The organism is Rhodoferax sp., from assembly GCF_028688795.1.
GTDB lineage: Bacteria > Pseudomonadota > Gammaproteobacteria > Burkholderiales > Burkholderiaceae_C > Rhodoferax.
Genome location: NZ_JAQTXM010000048.1, coordinates 1 through 19,624 on the forward strand (window position 1 = coordinate 1; position 19,624 = coordinate 19,624).

Below are 19,624 nucleotides of genomic sequence, written 5' to 3' on the forward strand. Positions count from 1 at the left end.
CTTACAACCTGATGAGTGTGTTTCGCCATGCGGTGATGCGCCACAGCGTGCATCACACCCTCTCGACGCTGCATCACAAGGTTCTGGCTGTCGGCGCATTCTGGGATAGCAGCATGGACAAATCGCAGAAGCAGACGTTTCGACTGGCTGTGGCACGCAAGCGAAGGCCTTGGTTTGAGGGGCTTTGGGCCAATGCCGGTGAGCCTTTGGCATTCGCAGATTCGGCTAAAAAATCCTAATGAACAATCTCGGATGAACCAAAGTAAAAGCACAAACGTGAACGTGACCGTTGACGCAACCCTTGCCCATAGCCCGGTGCCAAACCCAGCCCACACCCTGCGCCTGATCCTGGGCGACCAGCTCAATTCGCAGCACAGCTGGTTTGCCACGGTGCAGCCCGAGGTGGTGTATGTGCTGATGGAGATGCGCCAGGAAACCGATTACGTGCTGCACCACGCGCAAAAAATCATCGCCGTTTTTGCTGGCATGCGCGCACTGGCACAGCAACTGAATGAGGCCGGTCACCGCGTGCATTACCTGGCCATTGACGATGCCGCCAATACGCAGAGCCTGACCGGCAATTTGAGCGCACTGATCCATCACTACGACGCGCAGGTGTTTCAATACCAAGATCCTGACGAATACCGGCTGGACCTTCAGTTACAAGCTTTTTTGGCCTCTAGCCCTTTCGAAATAAGCGCAAGCAGCTCCATCATTGATAGCAAGCACCTTGACATAAACGCAAACAGTTCCTGTGTGGACAGCGAACACTTTTACACCCAGCGCCATGAGGTGGCCGAGCTGTTCACCCAGCGCAAGCAGTGGCTGATGGAAACCTTTTACCGCCACATGCGCAAACGCCACCGCGTGCTGATCGATGGGGCCGACAAACCAGCAGGCGGCCAGTGGAACTTTGACGCCGAGAACCGCAAGCCCTGGAAAGGCACACCGCCCGAGCCGCCCGACCTGCGCCCGCAGCACGACCACAGTGCGCTATGGGCCACCATTCGGACGGCAGGCGTGCAGAGCTTTGGCGAGCCCGCTGCCGCCAACTTCCGCTGGCCAGTCAATCGCACGGAAGCCTTGCAGCAGCTTGACCACTTCATCACCCACGCCCTGCCCCACTTTGGTGACTATGAAGATGCCATGAGCCGCAAGGCGCAGCGGTTGTTTCACTCGCTGCTGTCGTTTGCCCTGAACGTGAAGCTGTTGAACCCGCGTGAAGTGGTCAGTCGGGTAGAGGCCGAGTGGCGTGCGGGCCGGGTCGAGTTGGCCGCTGCCGAAGGCTTTATCCGCCAGGTGATTGGCTGGCGCGAATACGTGCGCGGCATCTACTGGGCACAAATGCCGGGCTATGACGAGCGCAACTACTTTGAGCACACCACGCCGCTGCCCCAATGGTTTTGGACCGGTAACACGCGCATGAGTTGCATGTCGGCCGCCATCAACGGCTCGCTGCAAAACGCCCACGCGCACCACATTCAGCGCCTGATGGTGATTGGCAACTTTGCCCTGCTGGCCGGGCTGGAGCCCCAGGCGCTGCATCGTTGGTATTTGGGCATCTACATCGACGCGTTTGAATGGGTAGAGTTGCCCAACACGCTGGGCATGAGCCAATTTGCCGACGGCGGCTTGCTAGCCACCAAGCCCTATGTGAGCAGTGCCGCCTACATTGACCGCATGAGTGACTACTGCAAAGGCTGCGCGTATGACAAAAAACAGCGCCTGGGTGACACCGCCTGCCCGTTTAACGCGCTGTATTGGGACTTCTACCAGCGCAACGCCGACAAACTGGAACGCAACCCGCGCATTGGCATGGCCTACCGCCAGCTTGAAAAAATGCCGCCTCCTGAGCGGGATGCCATCCGCAGCCAAGCGCAGGTCTTGCGTGCACGACTCAACGACCTTTAATTCTCTTTGGAACGAGCTTTGACACCCCTGAACCCATCCCCAACTTCCGCCTCAGCCGCATCCCCCACAACCGCCCAAACCAGCGCGCCTGACCTAGCGTCGTTTCCTGACGGTTTTCGCGCCTTGGTCATCGGCGCCAGCGGCGGCATTGGTCATGCCTTTGTGACATTGCTGCAAGAAAACACGCGGTGCAAGGAGGTCGTGGGGCTACACCGCCACTCCGCGCCGCGCCTTGACTTTGACGACGAGACCAGCATTGCCAGCGCCGCCGACGCCTTGCGCGGGGGCGGCAAGTTTCACCTGATCATCAACGCTGCCGGCCTGTTGCACACCGAGGGCTGCATGCCCGAAAAGAAGCTGGGAGATGTGAGCTATGCCCAACTGGAAGCCACATTTCGCGTCAACACCTTTGGCCCCGCTCTGGTGCTGCGCCACTTCTGCCCGCTGCTGGATGCCCAACGCAGCGTGCTGGCGGTGATTTCCGCCAAGGTGGGAAGCATTGAGGACAACCGCCTGGGCGGCTGGTACAGCTACCGCGCCTCCAAAGCCGCGCTCAACATGCTGCTGAAAACGGCCGCCATAGAGGTCAAGCGCAGCAACCCGCACGCGGTGCTGGTCAGCCTGCACCCGGGCACGGTCAGCACCGCCTTGTCAAAACCATTCAAAGGTGAGCAGATTGGCCGGGCCGCGCCAGATGCTGCCGGTGACATGGTGGGCATTCTGGAGCGTTTGACGCCTGAGGACTCGGGCGGGTTTTTTGCCTACAACGGCGAGCGTCTGCCCTGGTAGAGTCAGCGCCGGTCAAGACGTTTTGGCAAGCTGGCGTTTGGTACGCGCCCTGATGTTGAGCGCCTCCACTGTCAGGGAGAACAGCATGGCCACGTAGACATAGGCTTTGGGCACATGCACGTCAAATGCTTCTGCCACCAGCAGGGTGCCCACCATGGTCAGGAAGGCCAGCGCCAGTACCTTGATGGACGGGTGTTTGTCGACAAAATCGCCAATCGGTTTGGCCGCGAACATCATCACCGCCACCGAGGCCACCACGGCCGCCACCATGACACCGATGTTGTCCACCATGCCCACGGCGGTGATCACGGAGTCCAGCGAAAAGACGATGTCAACGACGCCAATTTGCACAATGGTGCCCCAAAACATCTTTGCACCGGCCTTAACGTTGTCAACCCCAGCGCTCTCCTCTTTGGACTCGTGGGCTTCAACTTCCATGAAAATTTCATGCGAAGCCTTCCAAAGCAAAAACAAGCCGCCACCGAGCAAAATCAGGTCACGGCCACTGATTTCCTGTCCCAGCACGGTCACCAGTGGCGCAGTCAGCGTCATGACCCATGCCAGGCTGAACAGCAGCGCAATGCGCGACACCATGGCAAAGCCAAGCCCGAGCCGGCGTGCCAGATCCCGCTTTTCAGGGGGCAAGCGCCCGACCAGGATGCTGATGAAAATGATGTTGTCGATGCCCAGCACGATTTCGAGGGCGGCGAGCATAAAAAAAGCAATCCAGATGTTCGGGTCGGTGAGCAGTTCCATGGCGGCTTCAGCTGATGTAAAGCCCGCGAGTCTACTTGTCTGGCGAAATATGCGCCTCGCTCACTCCCGCAATGGCAATGAAACCACAGACGGATTAAGGGCTATTCGTATTGGCGCGACATGCTGGCCACTCAGCCTTTTCTGCGCACCTCGCGCAGCATGAACAGGTAAAGCCCTTCTACCTTGTCGCGCGCCCACGGCGTTTTGCGCAAAAACTTCAGGCTCGACACAATGCTGGGGTCTTGTGTGAAGCAGCGCACCGCAATACGCTCACCCAAACCAGCCCAGCCGTAGTAGGCCACCAGGGCCGTCAAAATGGCTTCAAGCGTCAAACCATGCAAAGGATTGTGTGGCTGGGTGGCGGGTGATTCTGGAAGTGAGGGCGTTGTCATGGCGTCATTTTAAAAGCGCACCCACCGCGCGGTGCTAACATTTTGTGGTTCACCCAAAGAGGAGCGTTGTTTTGCCAACCCAGCACCGTGCCAGCCGCCTGACGATCCAAGGTTTGTATGGCCCTGCCTGAAGACGACCTGTCGACTTCGCAGGCCCTGGTGATAGACCCCAACCCCACCTCGCGCTCAATCCTGGTGTCGCAGTTGCGCGACTTTGGCATGGGCAACGTGGTGCAAACCGCGCGTCTGGTGGACGCCCGCCGGCAACTGGAATACCGCAAATTTGACGTGGTGCTGTGCGAGCTGCACTTTCCCCTGGAGTCCATGACGGGTCAGGATTTGCTCGATGACCTGCGGCGCAACCAGCTTCTGCCGTTTTCCACCGTGTTCATCATGGTCACTGGCGAGGCCACCTATGCCAAAGTGGCCGAGGCCGCCGAATCGGCGCTGGATGGCTACCTGCTCAAGCCGCACAAAGCCACGCAACTCGGTGAGCGCCTGCGCCAGGCGCGTATTCGCAAACTCTCACTGCAAGAGATTTTCAGCGCCATTGAGGCCGAAGATTACGCGGCGGCGGCCAAGCTGTGCTTTCATCGGTTTGAGACGCGTGGCCGATTCTGGCTGTACGCGGCCCGCGTCGGGGCTGAGCTGATGCTCCGCACAGGTCAGTTTGACCAGGCACAAAAACTCTATCAGGCGGTGGTAGAGGCCAAGACCCTGCCCTGGGCCAAGCTGGGTGTGGCGCGGTCATTGCTTGACGAAGGTCAAACCGGCAGAGCCGTCAGCACGCTTGAAAACCTGATCAGCGAAGACCCCAACTATGCCGACGCCTACGACGTGATGGGCCGGGCGCAGTTTGAACAAGGCAAGTTTGAAGCCGCGCTGGTGACCTACAAAATGGCCAGCACACTGACCCCAGCCTCAATCTCTCGGCTGCAAAATCTGGGCATGATGAGCTACTACGCAGGTGATCGCAAAGAGGCCGAAAAAATCCTCGACCGCACCGCCCGGCTGGGTCTGGACTCCAAGATGTTTGACTGCCAAACGCTGGTGCTGCTGGCCTTTGTGCGGCTGGAAGCCAAAGACCGCAAGGGCTTGCAGCGCTGCCGCGATGACTTTGCCCGCCTGCTTGAGCGCAACCCTGACAACCAACGCCAGCAGCGGCTCTCGGGCATTGTGGATGCGCTTCAACTCATTGAGCAAAGCCAGTACGCCCAGGTGCTGCAGGTGGTGCGCAACCTGTGCACACGTGTCAAAGACCCGGCCTTTGACTTTGAGTCAGCCACCAACCTGATCGCCCTGTTGGCGCAGCTGGCCAACAAGGCGATCCAGCTCGACGAGGTGGATGGCGTGGTCGACGCGCTTGGCCTGCGCTTTGCCGGCACGCGGGCGCTGGCTGAGCTGCTGGCCGGCGCGGCTACCGTGCACCCTGACTATGCCGAACGTGTTCACACAGCGCACGCCCACATTCTGAAGCTGGCCGAAAACGCCCTGTCGCTGAGCATGGGCGGCGACCCCAAAGCCGCCGTCAAAGACCTGCTGGCGCACGGCCGTGACAACTTGAGCGGCAAGCTGATCGAAACCGCTTACCTGGTGCTGCACCGTTACGCCGACAAAATACCCGATGCACAAGACCTGACCGACCAGGTGCACGAGCTGCGCAGCCGCTTCAGCACCCAAATCATCCGGGCTGGACTGGGCGAACAAAAGCGCCAGGCCGGTGGTTTGACGCTGCGCGCCGGCAGCAAGCCCAGCTGAGCCCTCCAACGCTGCCCCTGGTGCCAAATAGTTGTCATTTCGGGGGAAAACACCAGCAGACCGACGCACCTGATGGGCCAATAATCTGCATTGCCCCCCGATGAACAGCCGAGTGCGAATGACCGCCACCCCAAGCTGCTCAACTTTCAACTACAGGAGTTTTCCCCATGCGTTTGATCAGAAAAATTGGCCTTGCCTTGAGTTTGGGTACGGCTTTGGCCAGCAGCACGGCGCTGGCCCAACAGCAATTTGTCAATGTGCTCACCGGCGGCCAAAGCGGCGTCTACTACCCAATGGGCGTGGCGCTGAGCCAGATTTATGCAAAAGCCATTCCCAACACCCGGTCGACAGCCCAGGTCACCAAAGCCTCGGCCGAGAACCTGAACCTGCTGCAAGCCGGCCGCGGTGAACTCGCCATGGCTTTGGGTGACTCGGTGTCGGACGCCTGGAAGGGCGATGCCGAAGCCGGTTTCAAAACCAAGCTCGACAAGCTGCGCGGCCTGTCAGCCACCTACAACAATTACATCCAGATCGTTGCCAATGCCGACTCCGGCATCAAGACCCTGGCTGACCTGAAAGGCAAACGCATTTCAGTCGGTGCCGCCAAATCCGGCACCGAACTCAATGCCCGGGCCATCTTGAAGGCCGCCGGCCTGAGCTACGCTGACCTTGGCAAGGTGGAGTATTTGCCCTTTGGCGAGTCGGTCGAGTTGATGAAAAACCGCCAGCTCGATGCCACTTTGCAATCCGCCGGGCTGGGCGTGGCCTCGATCCGCGACCTGGCCACGTCGGTCAAGATCATCGTCATCCCGGTGCCAGCCGATGTGGTGAAAAAAGTCGGTGATGAGGCCTACCAGGCCACCGTGATTCCAGCCAACACCTACGCAGGTCAAACGGCAGAGGTGGCCACCGCCGCCATCCCCAACTTTTTGGTGACGCATTCGGGCGTGTCTGACGAGCTGGCTTACCAGATGACCAAGACCATGTACGGAAATATCGACACGCTGTACGCAGCCCACAACGCTGCCAAGGCGATCAAGAGTGAAAACGCCATCAAGGGCATGCCGATTCCCCTGCACCCCGGTGCGGCCAAGTATTACAAGGAAGTTGGTCTGATCAAGTAACGGTTCAAGGTGCGCGCGCGGTTGGTTTTAACCCGTGGCGCGCGATGGGTGCCTGACTACGCAAATGTCCCCGGCTTGGGTGCACCAATCATCCTCCTTGATTTGGCAAAACCCCAAGTCCACCCAACGCACGCCCCTTATCGCTGTTGTTTTGAAGGTTTGGTTTTTATATGACAAATAAGGCTCCAGCCCAATCAGGGCAAGCGCGAACAGCTATTTTTTGGATAGCACTCGCCTTCTCCAGCTTCCAGCTCATCACGGCCGCCTTCAGCCCGCTGTCGAGCCAGGTGGTGCGGGCCGTGCATGTGGGCTTTGTGCTGCTGCTGATTTTTTCGCTGAATCCGCCGTTTGAATTCAGCACGCGCCATGCGGCCAAGGGCCGGTTGCTGGGTTGGACGCTGGGGCTGACCGGCTTTTTGTTCAGCCTGTACCACTGGGTGTTTGAGGCCGACCTGACGCAGCGCGCTGGCGAACTCATCACCTCCGATTGGGTGATTGGCGTGGTCACGGTGGTGCTGGTGTTTGAAGCGGCGCGGCGCGTCATGGGCTGGGGCTTGCCCATCATCTGCGGCATCTTTTTGCTCTACGGTTTGTTTGGCCAATACCTGCCGGGTGTGCTGGCACACCGTGGGTTTGGGCTGGATCAGATCGTCGGCACGCTGGGCTTTGGCACCGAGGGCCTCTACGGCACGCCCACTTATGTGTCGTCGAGCTACATCTTTTTGTTCATTTTGTTTGGTGCGTTTCTGGAACAGGCCGGCATGATCGAGCTGTTCACCAACTTTGCCATGGGCATGGTGGGCCACACACGTGGTGGGCCGGCCAAGGTGGCCGTGATCTCGTCGGGTCTGATGGGCACCATCAACGGCTCGGGCGTGGCCAATGTGGTCACCACCGGGCAATTCACTATTCCGCTGATGAAGCGTTTTGGCTACAGCCCGGCTTTTGCCGGCGGGGTGGAGGCCACGGCCAGCATGGGCGGGCAAATCATGCCGCCGGTGATGGGCGCGGTGGCCTTCATCATGGCCGAGACCATCAACGTGCCCTATGTGGCCATCGTCAAAGCGGCACTGATTCCGGCGATTTTGTACTTTGTCACCGCGTTTTGGATGGTGCATCTGGAGGCCGGGCGCAAGGGACTCAACGGCTTGCCCAAAGACCAGTGCCCGAATCCCTGGACAGCCATCAAACTCCGCTGGTACCTGATGCTGCCGCTGGTGGGGCTGGTGGTGCTGCTGTTTTCCGGCTACACGCCGCTGTTTTCCGGCACGGTGGGGCTGGCGCTTACGGTGGTGCTGATTTTTGGCGCGGCAGTGATGACCGGCGTGCCGTCACTGGCGCTGCGCGGGTTGTTTTGGGCACTGCTGGGACTGGCGTGCGCAGGGTTCTTCAAGTTTGGGGTGGGCACATTTTTTGTCATTGTGGCGCTGCTGGTGGCGGTCACCCTGATTCGCCGTGTGGGTGGCGATGCACGCAAGCTGGCTGTTCAGGCCATGGTGGACGGCGCCCGTCACGCTCTCCCCGTGGCCATTGCCTGCGCCCTGGTGGGTGTGATCATCGGCATGATCAACCTGACTGGCGTGGCGGCTGAGCTGGGCGGGCGCATCATTGCCGTGGGCGAAAGCAGCCTGTTTTTGGCGCTGCTCTTGACCATGGTGATTTGCCTGGTGCTGGGCATGGGTATTCCGACCATTCCCAACTACATCATCACCAGCTCGCTGGCAGCGCCGGTGCTGCTGAAGCTGGGCGTTCCGCTGCTGGTGTCGCACATGTTTGTGTTTTACTTTGGCATCATGGCCGACTTGACGCCGCCGGTGGCGCTGGCCGCGTTTGCCGCGGCGCCGATTGCGGGCGTGAGCGGCCTGGCCATCAGCATCCAGGCACTGCGGGTGGCCATAGCGGGCTTCATCGTGCCCTTCATGGCGGTGTACAGCCCGGCGCTGATGCTGCAAAGTGGCGACTGGCTCGACACCACTTGGATCGTCTTCAAGGCGTTGGTGGCGATTGCCATGTGGGGCGCCGGCGCCATCGGTTTTCTGATCACGCCTTTGAGCTTGGCCGAGCGCGTGGTGGCCATTCTGGCGGCCAGCTTGCTGGTGGTGGCCTTGCCGTTTACCGACGAGTTGGGGTTGGCCCTGATTGCGCTGTTTGTTGGCTGGCATGTCTGGCGTAGCCGCACCCACACGCCGGTGATTGCCCATTGAGCACGGCCACGCTGGGTGTCTGCCTGAGTCTGGCGGCTGCGCTGCAAGGCACGCCCGAGGTGTTTGTGCCGGTGACTGAATTCACACTGGCCTGGACGCATTCGATCGAGAAAGTGCGCTGGGAGGAAGACTATGCAGTTGAGCTGGATGCCAGCACCCGTCAACCGGTGCTGCACGCCGTGCAGGCCCGCATCAAGGGCTCGGCCGCTGGCATGGAACCGCCCGATGACGCCGTGCTGCGCCATGGCTGGTACGTCTACACGCCTTTGATCAAAACACCCGCAGAGCTGCGCCTGACCCGCTCAGAGTTCACGCCCGACTACGACTGGTGCATGCGCGGCAGCTGCCAACCAATGTCAAATTTGCTAGCTAGTGATGCAGGAATCACAAGGGCTAGAGCCTGTTTTGGCAAATAAAAAACTAGGGTAAAGCCTCCCTGCCTCGTCAAGACAACCGCCAGCGACGGTCAGCCCCATAAATCCAGCGGCGGATCGGTCACCACTGCCCGCAAAATGTCCGAACGCGAGATAAACCCGGTGACCCGCCCGTGCTCGTCCACCACCGGCAAGCCCGGCAAGCCGCTGTCGAGCAGCACCTGTGCCACGCGGCGAATGTCGCTCTCGGGCGACACGCTGGGCACCGGTGTCCACATGATGTCCTGGACGTTTTGCAACAGCAAGGCGTGCCACACCAGCGCATGACTCTCGGGGCTGGGCAGGCGCTCGGGTTTGAGCAAGTCAGCCCGCGTGAGCAAACCCACCAGCTGGCCGTTGGCATCGACCACTGGGGCCTGGCCAATTTCTTTCTCTGTCAGCAAGTGCCAGGCCTGCAGCACGGTGGCGCTGTCTGGTAGGGTGATGGCCAGATGACTCATCAGGTCGGCCACGCTGGTGAGTGGGCGGCGCTGTTGCTGCGGGCCTTGTTGTGATGGCGCGTAGGCGGCCAGGGGGTCGATGCGCGGCGCGTCTGGCTCCACCGGTTTGTGTTGCGCCAGGCCGGCATAGGCTGCCGCAGACTCCTCGGTCACGTCATGCCCATCACGTCCCACCGGCAAAATGCGGCGGCTACGGGCCAAGGCGCCCACCCCGCTGATTTGGCGCAGTTGCTCCATGCTGCCTTTGAACAATTGTCCTGAGGTGCCGTAGACCATGAACATCGAGGGTTCTCCTTCGCCGTGCGTTTTGCGACCGCGCCGTTTCACTATAGCGCCAGGTGGCGGCTGAATGCAAATTCGCCACGGTGGCCCAACCCAAATAAGCAGCGATCAGCTTTGACTACTTTCCTGGCGCGTAGCCGGCAAAAACAAGGCCTGCAGATCATTCAAGAAGTCAAAGCCACGGGCGCTGGGTCTGACGTGCTCGCCATCGCGCAGCAACAGCCCTTGCGCTTGCGCCTGAGCCAGCGCGGCTTGCACGGCAGACAGCGGCATGCCGGTGCGCTCGGCAAACATGGACAAGTCGAACCCATCGGCCAGGCGCAGCGCGTTGAGCATGAACTCAAATGGCAACTCGCGGCGCTTGACGTCATCGTCTTGCGCCAGCGCCTGACCGGCCAAGGCTTGCGTCATGTAACGCGCCGGGTCGCGCAGGCGAACCTGGCGAACCACGCGGTGGGCAAAACTGAGCTTGCTGTGGGCGCCCGCGCCAATGCCCAGGTAGTCGCCAAACTGCCAGTAATTGAGGTTGTGTTGGCAGGCATGGCCGGGCTTGGCGTAGGCCGAGACCTCGTAGCGCTGCATGCCCGCCGCGGCGGTCATGTCGGTGATCAGATCGAGCATGTCAGCGGCCAGGTCGTCGTCCACCGAAGCCGGAGGGAATTTGGCAAAGAAGGTGTTGGGCTCGATGGTGAGGTGGTAGATCGACAGGTGTTGCGGCGCCAGCGCCAAGGCCGTGTCAACGTCGGTGCGCAACATATCCAGCGTCTGGCCCGGCAACGCGTACATCAGGTCCAGGTTAAAGGTGTCAAAAACAGCAGCTGCTTCCGCAAGTGCATCCAGGGCTTGCGCACGATTGTGCACACGACCCAGGGTTTTCAGAAAATCATCATTGAAGCTTTGGACACCGACCGACAGGCGCGTGACACCGGCCGCGCGGAAGGCCTTGAAGCGGTCTTTCTCAAAGGTTCCGGGGTTGGCTTCGAGCGTGATTTCGGCGTTGGGGGCCAACCGCACACGGGCCCGGATGCCAGCAATGAGCTGGTCAATGGCCTGCGGTGAAAACAGGCTGGGTGTGCCGCCGCCAATGAACACGGTTTGCACGCTGCGGCCCCAGATGAGCGGCAGCGCGGCTTCCAGATCGGCCATCAGGGCGTTCAGGTAGCTTTGTTCTGGCAACTCGGCGGCGCGCATTTCATGCGAGTTGAAGTCGCAGTAAGGGCATTTTTTCAGGCACCAGGGCAGGTGCACATACAGCGACAAAGGCGGCAGCGTTTGCAGCTGCAGGGTGCCGGCGCGCATGTAGTGGGTAATGTCGCGCGCCTGGGCCAGTTCAGCCTGCGCTTGGGCCGATGCGATGGGGATCACAACCAACGCTCGCGCATCAGCGCCACCATGGCCTTGGCAGCCCTGCCGCGGTGGCTATTGGCGTTCTTGACCTCAGTGGGCAACTGGGCAAAGGTTTTGCCAAACTCGGGGATGAACATCACCGGGTCAAAGCCAAAGCCGTTCGTTCCCAACGGCTCGCGGGTGATTTCACCCACCACCCGCCCCACGGCCACCAAGGGCTCGGGGTCATCGGCGGAACGTAGCGCCACCAAAGTGCTGACCATGGCGGCGCGGCGGTTCTCTACGCCTTGCATCTGCTCCAGCAAGGCGCGCACGTTGTTGTCGTCGCTCTTGGGGTAACCAAATTGCGTGGCGTAAAACGCGGTTTGTACACCCGGCAAGCCACCGAAAGCGTCCACGCACAGGCCGGCATCATCCGCCACAGCGGGCAGGCCGCTTAAGTGGGCGGCATGGCGCGCCTTGGCCAATGCGTTCTCGATGAAGGTGTGAAACGGTTCGGCAGCTTCTGGAATGCCCAGACTGCCTTGCGTGACCAGCTCAAACCCCAGTCGCGCAAACATGGCGTGCAATTCAGCCAGCTTGCCCGCGTTATTGGATGCCAATACGATTTTCATAAGAAATATGCCTCTAGACCTTATGCATCATGCGCAAGCAGCTATTTATTCAGTAGTGAATCAGACTGCAATTGAACCAGTTCCCGAATGCCTTTGTCGGCCAGCGCCAGCAGCGCGTCCATTTCGGCCCGGCTAAAAGCAGCACCTTCGGCCGTGCCTTGCACTTCCACATAGTGGCCACTGGCGGTCATGACCACGTTCATGTCGGTATCGCAGGCTGAGTCTTCGGTGTATTCCAGGTCCAGCAGCGGCGTGCCATGTACGATGCCAACCGATATCGCCGCCACCGCTTCGCGAATCGGCGACTGCGTCAACTTGCCGGCTACCAGCAAACCGTTCACCGCATCTTGCGCCGCCACAAACGCGCCGGTGATGGCGGCTGTGCGCGTGCCACCGTCAGCCTGCAGCACATCGCAATCGAGGTGCAGGGTGCGCTCGCCCAACAGGGTCAAATCAAACACCGAGCGCAAGGCGCGGCCAATCAGGCGCTGGATTTCTTGTGTGCGGCCGCTTTGTTTGCCGCGCGCGGCTTCGCGGTCACTGCGGCTGTGGGTGGCGCGCGGCAGCATGCCGTATTCAGCCGTGACCCAGCCCTGGCCACTGCCCTTTTGATGTGGCGGCACTTTGTCCAGCACCGAGGCGTTGCAAAGCACTTTGGTGTGGCCAAACTCGATCAGTACCGAGCCTTCGGCGTGCATGGTGTAGTTGCGTGTGATGCGCACGGGGCGCATGGCATTGGCAGCCCGATCCTGGGCGCGAAAAAATTCAGTCATGAAACACCCTCAAAAACAAAAAAGATTCAGATTTTCTTGGCGGCAGAACGACGGATGGCCGCGTTGATTTCTGCGATCGAGCGCTCAATGGCGGCATCGTCCAGGTCGTCATGGCTCATGTCTGGCCAGCCTGCTTGCACCGTTGAGGCGAAGATGCCCTCGCTGATGGCGTCGGTAAAGACACTGGTGGGCGACGGCTCCAATGAGTCGGGCAAGGCCCACTCGACCGCAATGCAGGTGACGTTGTCGCAATGGGCACCGCCTTCCCGCAAGGCTTTTTCAACCAGATCAGGCACCGCCACGTCCACCGGTTTTTGTGACAGCTCAAACACAATGTCGTCTTCCGACACGCTTGACCAAAGGCCGTCAGAGCACAGCATGATGCGGTCGCCTTGCTGCAAAGGCAAGGGCCCCGAGACACTGAATACTGGCTTGGTCGGCGAGCCCAAGCAGGAAAAAAGCACATTGCGGTTTGCCGAGCTGGCAGCATCGCCCATCCCGGCGCGCAACAGATTTTGCTCGATCAGGGAGTGGTCTTTGGTTCGCACCAGCAAATCGGACCGACGCACCACGTACATGCGCGAATCACCGCAGTGCACCCAGCTGAGGTGACTGTCCTGCAACACAGCCACCACAATGGTGGTGCGGGGCGTGTCAAGCGAACTGCGGTTCATGGCGTAGCGCAATATTTGTCGGTGCGCGGTCAACAGCGCGTCTGACAAAAAGGCCTGTACATCAGGCAACTCAGGCCGCGCCTGTTTTTGGAACAGCGCCGAGATGGACTGCAGCGCGAGCTGCGCCGCAACCTCTCCTTCAGGGTGGCCGCCCATGCCATCGGCTAGTAAAAAAACGGCTGCCGCACGGGTGTAGCAATACCCCATGCGATCTTCATTCTTCTGTCGCCCCCCTTTGCGACTGACCTGAAACACCGAGAATTTCATTTCAATTTGGTCCCGATATTGGTGTTTTTAAGCACCGACTTTCTGGTGCTGGTCACGATGGTGCCAAGCTGCATGCGTACTTTGTCACCCACCGTCATCCTGGAATAGCGGCGTTCCCCCCCCTTGTTGAGCTGCTTTTGCAGGGCAAAGACCGACTGCGGCCGCGCCAGTGGGTCAAGCGCCATGCACCACTGCACAACTTCCATCAAATTATCAGAATACACGCCCTGCAAACGCTTCAGAGCCAGCGCCATTTTGTCGCTGCTCTGGCGCTGCGGTGCCTCGTTAGGCGGAAAACCCAGCATGCAGGCGTACATGCAGGCACCAATGGCATAAATGTCGGTCCACGGCCCCATGGAACTGTCGCGCCGGTACATCTCGGGGGCGGCAAAACCAGGCGTGTACATCGGGCGCACAAAGTTGCCCTCTTTGCTCAGCACCTCGCGCGCAGCGCCAAAATCAATCAGTACCGCCTTGTCGTCGTCAGAAATGAAGATATTGGCCGGCTTGATGTCCAGGTGCAGCATCTTGTGCTGGTGAACAATGCGAAGCCCGCGCAAAATTTCGTCAAACAAGGAGCGAATGGTGGACTCACGAAACACCTTGGGCTGCTTGAGGTCTCGCGCGATCACGATGAAATCCTGCAAGCTGGCGCCTTCCAGGTAATTCATCACCATGTAAACGGTTTCGTTTTCTCGGAAGAAGTTCATGACACTCACCACCGCCGGGTGAGAAATTTGCGCCAGTGAGCGGCCTTCCTCAAAAAAACTTTTCAGGCCCAAGCGGTACAAGGACAGCTTCTCGGGCGCCACCTGGGGCAAAGCGGTGCCGGGTGCCCGTGTGACCAGCGAGGCAGGCAGATATTCCTTAATGGCCACCTGCTGGCCATCTGGCCCAACCGCAAGGTAAACCACGCCAAAACCTCCTGCAGCCACCCTGCGAACCACCCGATAGCCACCAATCAGGGCGTCTGGCGGCAGGGGAGAAGGTTTCACCTTTGACATATCTTTTTAAACAGATGAGCTGCTCACTGGGTCAGAACCGGGTTATTCTTAAACTCATTTCATTGAACAAGCATCCAAATGTCAGTTTACAGCATGACCGGCTACGCCAGCGTCCAGCACAGCAACGCGATTGACGCCACCGACAGCGAACCAAAACCCATCCTCAACACCCGCCTCGGGCTGGAGATCAGGTCGGTTAACAGCCGCTTTCTTGACTTGTCTTTTCGGCTCCCCGACGAGTTGCGCGCCTGCGAACCGGCACTGCGGGAGCGTTTGACGACGCGTCTGAAACGCGGCAAGGTCGAGGTGCGGGCCGCCCTTGAAAGCAACAACGCCGGTGGCGTGGCAGAGCCATCGGTGCGCCTATTGCAGCGGCTCAATTCGATTCAAGACAACGTCAAAGCCTGGCTGCCCAGCGCCACAGCACTCAGCGTGGCAGATGTGATTCGACTCTCAGGCAGTGACGCCCCAAGCACCAAGGACTGGCAGGCCGACCTGATCGCCTTGACAGACACCGCACTGGAAGCGCTGATGGCCGCCCGCGAACGCGAAGGCGCCCGCTTGGCGATCATGCTGCAAGACCGCATCACACAACTTCGTGCGCTGGCGGCACTTGCCCAGCCCCTGATTCCGAAATTGGTGGCGCAGCAGCGTCAGCGCTTCATGGACCGTTGGCAAGAGGCCATGGGCCTGACCGATGGCAGCCATGTGCCCGAGGCCGCGCAAGACCGGGCACTGACCGAGGCCACAGCATTTGCCATTCGCATCGATGTGGCCGAAGAACTCACCCGGCTCGATTCGCACCTGGACGAATTGCAGCGCCTCATCAGCAAGGGCGGGGAAATTGGCAAGCGGCTTGATTTTTTGATCCAGGAACTGCACCGCGAAGCCAACACGATGGGGTCAAAGTCTGCCGCGCTGGAGCTCACCCATATTTCTGTCGACATGAAGGTGCTGATCGAGCAAATGCGTGAGCAGGTTCAGAACATCGAATAAATTCAGTTTTAAACCATCTAAGGGCAGAAGTTCATGGAGTACCCCGGTAACCTGTTTGTGGTGGCCGCCCCCAGCGGCGCCGGCAAGTCGAGTCTAGTCAAGGCATTGATGGAAGTTGATTCACATGTGCAGCCTTCGGTGTCACACACCACGCGCGCACCGCGCGGTCAGGAAAAGCACGGGCGCGAGTACTTTTTTGTCTCCGATGCAGAGTTTGACGCCATGGTTCAGGCAAACGCTTTTGTCGAGTGGGCGCATGTGCACAATCACCGCTATGGCACCTCTAAAAAAGCAATTGAAGAACGCATGAGCCAGGGCGCAGACGTGATTCTTGAGATTGACTACCAAGGCGCATTGCAAATCAAGAAGATTTTTGCCAATGCGGTCACCATTTTCATCCTCCCCCCCAGTTGGGAAGAGTTGCGATCCCGACTGGAACGCCGTGGCGAAGACACCACCGAAGTGATCGAAGTCCGGCTGCAAAACGCCGCCAAAGAGATGTCGCAGGCGAGCCAATTCGACTTCGTTATAATCAACGAATCGTTTGACCGCGCAGTTTTTGACCTCAAATCAATTGTGCATTCACAACGCCTCAAGTATTTGGCGCAGCGCCGCGCCAGAGCTGAAACTTTCAAAGCACTGCACCTCTGACAGCGCTCCTCATTTGGTTTTGGAGAATTCATGGCCCGTATCACTGTTGAAGACTGCTTGCTGCAGATTCCTAATCGCTTTCAATTGGTGCTGGCAGCGTCATACCGCGCGCGCATGCTAAGCCACGGCCACACTGCCAAAGTCGAAAGCAAAAACAAGCCAGGCGTGACGGCCCTGCGTGAAATTGCCGCCGGTAAAGTTGGTATTGAAATGCTTAAGAAAGTGCCTTTGTAAGCAAGGGCACCAATTCACCTTAAAAAGCACCGCTTGCGGTGCTTTTTTGTTGTCTGCTCCAAATCAGCTTGCCCGCGCGCTATATTCAAGGCACAAGTATGCCGCCCACACCCAGTTAAACCATGACCACACGCAAAGTCAGTCCCGCCACAGAACCGCCCAGCTCTGCAGAAGTCAATGCGGCGTCGGCCAGCTTTGCCCGACTGACCAGCAAGCTGGACTACCTTAGTGCCGCAGACCTGGGTCAGGTTAGGCTTGCCTACCGTTTTGCAGACGAAGCGCATCTAGGGCAACTCCGCAACAGTGGCGAGCCTTACATCACCCACCCCATAGCAGTGGCTGCGCAATGCGCCGAATGGAAGCTGGATGCACAAGCCTTGATGGCCGCACTGCTCCACGACGCCATGGAAGACTGTGATATCTCCAAGCCTGACTTGATTGAGCGCTTTGGCTCACCGGTGGCTGAACTGGTTGATGGGCTGACAAAGCTCGAAAAGCTGCAATTCAACACCCGCGAGGAAAACCAGGCTGAGTCATTTCGTAAGATGCTATTGGCCATGGCGCGGGACGTGCGGGTGATTTTGATCAAGCTGGCAGACCGAACACACAATATGCGCACATTGTCGGATGCGCCGCGCGAAAAATGGCAGCGCATTGCATCCGAAACCCTTGAGGTTTATGCACCCATTGCCCACCGGCTGGGTCTGAACCAAACCTACCGTGAACTGCAAGACCTGTCGTTTCGCCACTTGCACCCCTGGCGCTATGCGGTCTTGACTAAAGCCGTGGCCAAGGCGCGCGGCCGGCGGCGAGACCTGATCCAGAAGGTACAGGCTGATCTGGAAGCCACTTTTGCCCATTACGGCATGACCGTGCGCATTGCCGGTCGGGAAAAGACGCTTTATTCCATCTACGACAAGATGGTGGACAAAAACCTGAGTTTCGCCCAAGTCACGGACATTTATGGTTTTCGCGTGATCGTGCCGCATCTGATTGACTGCTACACCGCGCTCGGGCTATTGCACCAGCTCTATAAACCGGTGCCCGGTAAGTTCAAGGATCACATTGCCATCAGCAAGATCAACGGCTACCAGTCACTGCACACCACGCTGGTTGGGCCGTCCAGCGTCAACGTTGAGTTTCAGTTGCGTACCGAAGCTATGCACCTGATCGCAGAATCTGGTGTAGCAGCGCACTGGCTTTACAAGGACGATGCGCAGGACGGTGTCTCTCACAATGATCGAATGGGCTCGAAGTGGCTGCAATCATTAATCGACATTCAAGATGAAACCCGGGACGCAGCCGAGTTTTGGGAACATGTGAAAGTGGATTTGTTTCCCGATGCGGTTTACGTGTTCACACCCAAAAGCCGCATCATGGCCATGCCTCGCGGGGCCACGGTGGTCGATTTTGCCTACGCGATTCACAGCAATGTGGGTGACCATGCAGTATCGGCCAAGGTCAACAACGAACAGGTACCTCTGCGTACCGAAGTCAAAAACGGCGATGTGATTGAAATCATCACAGATGCAACATCCAGCCCAAACCCGGCGTGGCTAGGCTTTGTGCGGACTGCACGAGCCCGCTCAAAAATTCGCCAGAACCTGCGCACCATGGCGCAAACGGACTCGCAACATTTGGGAGAGAAAATGCTCGCTCAAGCGCTACGCGCTGAGGGGATTGAGAACCTTCCTAACAATGAAAAACCCTACGAGGCCACATGGGAGAAATTGCTTCGGTTCAGCGGCAATAAAACGCGCGCAGACCTGCTAACCGATATTGGCCTGGGCAAACGCATTGCAAGCATCGTGGCCAAACGGCTGGCGAAACTGTTAGCCGATACAGGTGAAAAACCCAATGCCCTACTACTCACCCGTGAGCGCTTTGGCGCAGGCGAGGCCATTGCACAAGGCAGCGTTCAAATTGATGGCAGTGAAAATACCTCGGTACGGTTCGCACATTGCTGCAGGCCAGTTCCAGGCGACAGCATTGTGGGCTACTTGGGTCGAGGTGAAGGTTTGACGCTACACACAAGCAACTGCTATGTGGCACAGAAACTGTACAGCAAGGACAGTGAGCGCTTTATCAGTGTCGAGTGGGCTGATGAACCTGTCAGGTCGTTTGAGGCTGGCGTGGTCGTCACCGTGACCAATGGCAAGGGTGTGCTAGCCAAGGTAGCCGGCGCACTTGCAGCCGCTGAAGCGGACATCACTCATGTCGACATGGCAGACGACTCAGACCAAGGTGCCATGGACTTGAAATTTGTTATTGCGGTTCGTGACCTGCAACAACTAGAACTCGTGCTGCGTAATTTGCGCCGCACACCGGCCGTCCTTCGCGCAGAGCGAATACAAAATGGAAGCCAAGTCACGGGCTGAAAGACACGAATCCAGTGCAACGCACCGTATGTTGCTGCCCTCGCCAATGCGATTCCAGGGCACACAAGTTCGTAAGTATTCGGTGAACCCATAGGCCAATGCATAAATTGCTGGACACATTCACATTTTTCCTCTACCGTTGCACTTGTGCGTGCAACCTCCGCTTTCCCCGACACCGCTTCCACCAAGGCAGCCATTGACGCACCGCCAGCGCCCTTTCGGTAGTTGTCTGATCTTGCCCCCGTTTTCCGGACTCCTTAAGCCACCATTTATGCGGACTTCTTGTCTTGCTGCTGCTGGGCCGCTGTCCAGCGTTGCTCAAACGTCATCGGACTGACGTAGCCCAACGTTGAGTGCAATTGCTTGTGATTGTAAAAGTTGAGCCAGTCCATGACTTCATCCATGGCCTCGCGCCGGGTGGCGAACTTCCTGCCGTACAACCTGCCAACCTTCAACCGGCCCCATAGAGTGTCAGCGCCGATTGAATATTGAGCCACCCTGCCGATTCAATATTGAGCCAGGGCGTGTTGCCGAATTTTGAATTGGCAACTGTGGACAAGTGTACTGAATTGCTGGTTTTGGCTATCCCCTGACTT

At 58.8% G+C, this 19,624-nt stretch carries 19 protein-coding genes and 1 pseudogene; 11 read left to right on the top strand and 9 right to left on the bottom strand.

The window, feature by feature from the left end:
* The 3 genes from PHQ58_RS21600 to PHQ58_RS21610 all read left to right on the top strand — a co-directional run.
* The coding region (locus PHQ58_RS21600; RefSeq protein ID WP_300115552.1) for a hypothetical protein at positions 1-239 on the top strand (239 nt) is incomplete at its 5' end.
* Positions 240-276: 37 nt separating this feature from the next.
* Positions 277-1,911, top strand: a complete 1,635-nt coding sequence (locus PHQ58_RS21605) for a cryptochrome/photolyase family protein (RefSeq protein ID WP_300115554.1) — start codon at positions 277-279, stop codon at positions 1,909-1,911.
* Positions 1,912-2,034: 123 nt separating this feature from the next.
* Complete coding sequence (locus PHQ58_RS21610; RefSeq protein ID WP_300115590.1) at positions 2,035-2,700, top strand: SDR family NAD(P)-dependent oxidoreductase; 666 nt, start codon at positions 2,035-2,037, stop codon at positions 2,698-2,700.
* A 12-nt stretch (positions 2,701-2,712) separates the two neighbouring features.
* Here the strand turns inward: PHQ58_RS21610 and PHQ58_RS21615 are convergent, their stop codons facing one another.
* Positions 2,713-3,456 (bottom strand): TerC family protein, encoded by a 744-nt coding sequence (locus tag PHQ58_RS21615; protein WP_300115556.1) that lies wholly within the window; start codon positions 3,454-3,456, stop codon positions 2,713-2,715.
* A gap of 131 nt (positions 3,457-3,587) precedes the next feature.
* Entirely contained in the window at positions 3,588-3,848 is a 261-nt protein-coding gene (locus tag PHQ58_RS21620) for a VF530 family protein (RefSeq protein WP_300115559.1), read from the bottom strand.
* Positions 3,849-3,965: 117 nt separating this feature from the next.
* Here PHQ58_RS21620 and PHQ58_RS21625 point away from each other — a divergent pair, with 117 nt between their 5' ends.
* The 4 genes from PHQ58_RS21625 (at position 3,966) to PHQ58_RS21640 (ending at position 9,350) form a co-directional block, all read left to right on the top strand.
* The gene (locus PHQ58_RS21625; RefSeq protein WP_300115561.1) at positions 3,966-5,606 is read left to right on the top strand and encodes a response regulator; all 1,641 of its coding nucleotides are present in this window, start codon (positions 3,966-3,968) and stop codon (positions 5,604-5,606) included.
* Between the two features lie 167 nt (positions 5,607-5,773).
* Complete coding sequence (locus PHQ58_RS21630; RefSeq protein ID WP_300115563.1) at positions 5,774-6,730, top strand: TAXI family TRAP transporter solute-binding subunit; 957 nt, start codon at positions 5,774-5,776, stop codon at positions 6,728-6,730.
* A 170-nt stretch (positions 6,731-6,900) separates the two neighbouring features.
* Positions 6,901-8,934 carry a TRAP transporter permease gene (locus PHQ58_RS21635; RefSeq protein ID WP_300115565.1) on the top strand — a complete coding sequence of 678 codons (2,034 nt, stop codon included), beginning with the start codon at positions 6,901-6,903 and terminating at the stop codon, positions 8,932-8,934.
* A complete protein-coding gene (locus PHQ58_RS21640; RefSeq protein ID WP_300115568.1) occupies positions 8,931-9,350 on the top strand; it encodes a DUF1850 domain-containing protein in 420 nt (139 codons plus the stop codon). The genes PHQ58_RS21635 and PHQ58_RS21640 overlap by 4 nt, the downstream gene beginning before the upstream one ends.
* Before the next feature lie 50 nt (positions 9,351-9,400).
* On the opposite strand, the gene PHQ58_RS21645 is transcribed toward PHQ58_RS21640, so the two are convergent.
* The 6 genes from PHQ58_RS21645 to PHQ58_RS21670 all read right to left on the bottom strand — a co-directional run bounded on the left by PHQ58_RS21645 (position 9,401) and on the right by PHQ58_RS21670 (position 14,769).
* Complete coding sequence (locus PHQ58_RS21645; RefSeq protein ID WP_300115571.1) at positions 9,401-10,090, bottom strand: CBS domain-containing protein; 690 nt, start codon at positions 10,088-10,090, stop codon at positions 9,401-9,403.
* Positions 10,091-10,198: 108 nt separating this feature from the next.
* A complete protein-coding gene (gene hemW, locus PHQ58_RS21650) occupies positions 10,199-11,389 on the bottom strand; it encodes a radical SAM family heme chaperone HemW (RefSeq protein WP_300115591.1) in 1,191 nt (396 codons plus the stop codon).
* Between the two features lie 62 nt (positions 11,390-11,451).
* A complete protein-coding gene (gene rdgB, locus PHQ58_RS21655; RefSeq protein ID WP_300115574.1) occupies positions 11,452-12,051 on the bottom strand; it encodes an RdgB/HAM1 family non-canonical purine NTP pyrophosphatase in 600 nt (199 codons plus the stop codon).
* Between the two features lie 41 nt (positions 12,052-12,092).
* A complete protein-coding gene (gene rph, locus PHQ58_RS21660) occupies positions 12,093-12,824 on the bottom strand; it encodes a ribonuclease PH (RefSeq protein ID WP_300115576.1) in 732 nt (243 codons plus the stop codon).
* Positions 12,825-12,850: 26 nt separating this feature from the next.
* Entirely contained in the window at positions 12,851-13,765 is a 915-nt protein-coding gene (locus tag PHQ58_RS21665; protein ID WP_300115578.1) for a PP2C family serine/threonine-protein phosphatase, read from the bottom strand.
* Positions 13,762-14,769 (bottom strand): serine/threonine-protein kinase, encoded by a 1,008-nt coding sequence (locus tag PHQ58_RS21670; protein WP_300115580.1) that lies wholly within the window; start codon positions 14,767-14,769, stop codon positions 13,762-13,764. The genes PHQ58_RS21665 and PHQ58_RS21670 overlap by 4 nt, the downstream gene beginning before the upstream one ends.
* 78 nt (positions 14,770-14,847) lie before the next feature.
* On the opposite strand from PHQ58_RS21670, the gene PHQ58_RS21675 reads away from it, so the two are divergent.
* From PHQ58_RS21675 to PHQ58_RS21690, 4 genes are all read left to right on the top strand, one after another.
* Entirely contained in the window at positions 14,848-15,765 is a 918-nt protein-coding gene (locus tag PHQ58_RS21675; RefSeq protein ID WP_300115582.1) for a YicC/YloC family endoribonuclease, read from the top strand.
* Between the two features lie 33 nt (positions 15,766-15,798).
* Positions 15,799-16,416 carry a guanylate kinase gene (gmk, locus tag PHQ58_RS21680; RefSeq protein WP_300115585.1) on the top strand — a complete coding sequence of 206 codons (618 nt, stop codon included), beginning with the start codon at positions 15,799-15,801 and terminating at the stop codon, positions 16,414-16,416.
* Between the two features lie 30 nt (positions 16,417-16,446).
* Positions 16,447-16,650, top strand: coding sequence for a DNA-directed RNA polymerase subunit omega (rpoZ, locus tag PHQ58_RS21685; RefSeq protein WP_296159786.1), 204 nt, complete (start codon positions 16,447-16,449; stop codon positions 16,648-16,650).
* 122 nt (positions 16,651-16,772) lie between these two features.
* Positions 16,773-19,028, top strand: coding sequence for a bifunctional (p)ppGpp synthetase/guanosine-3',5'-bis(diphosphate) 3'-pyrophosphohydrolase (locus PHQ58_RS21690; RefSeq protein WP_300115588.1), 2,256 nt, complete (start codon positions 16,773-16,775; stop codon positions 19,026-19,028).
* A 269-nt stretch (positions 19,029-19,297) separates the two neighbouring features.
* On the opposite strand, the pseudogene PHQ58_RS21695 reads toward PHQ58_RS21690, so the two are convergent.
* Positions 19,298-19,498: pseudogene (locus PHQ58_RS21695) on the bottom strand (IS3 family transposase); the annotation flags it as partial.
* Positions 19,499-19,624: the final 126 nt, after the last annotated feature.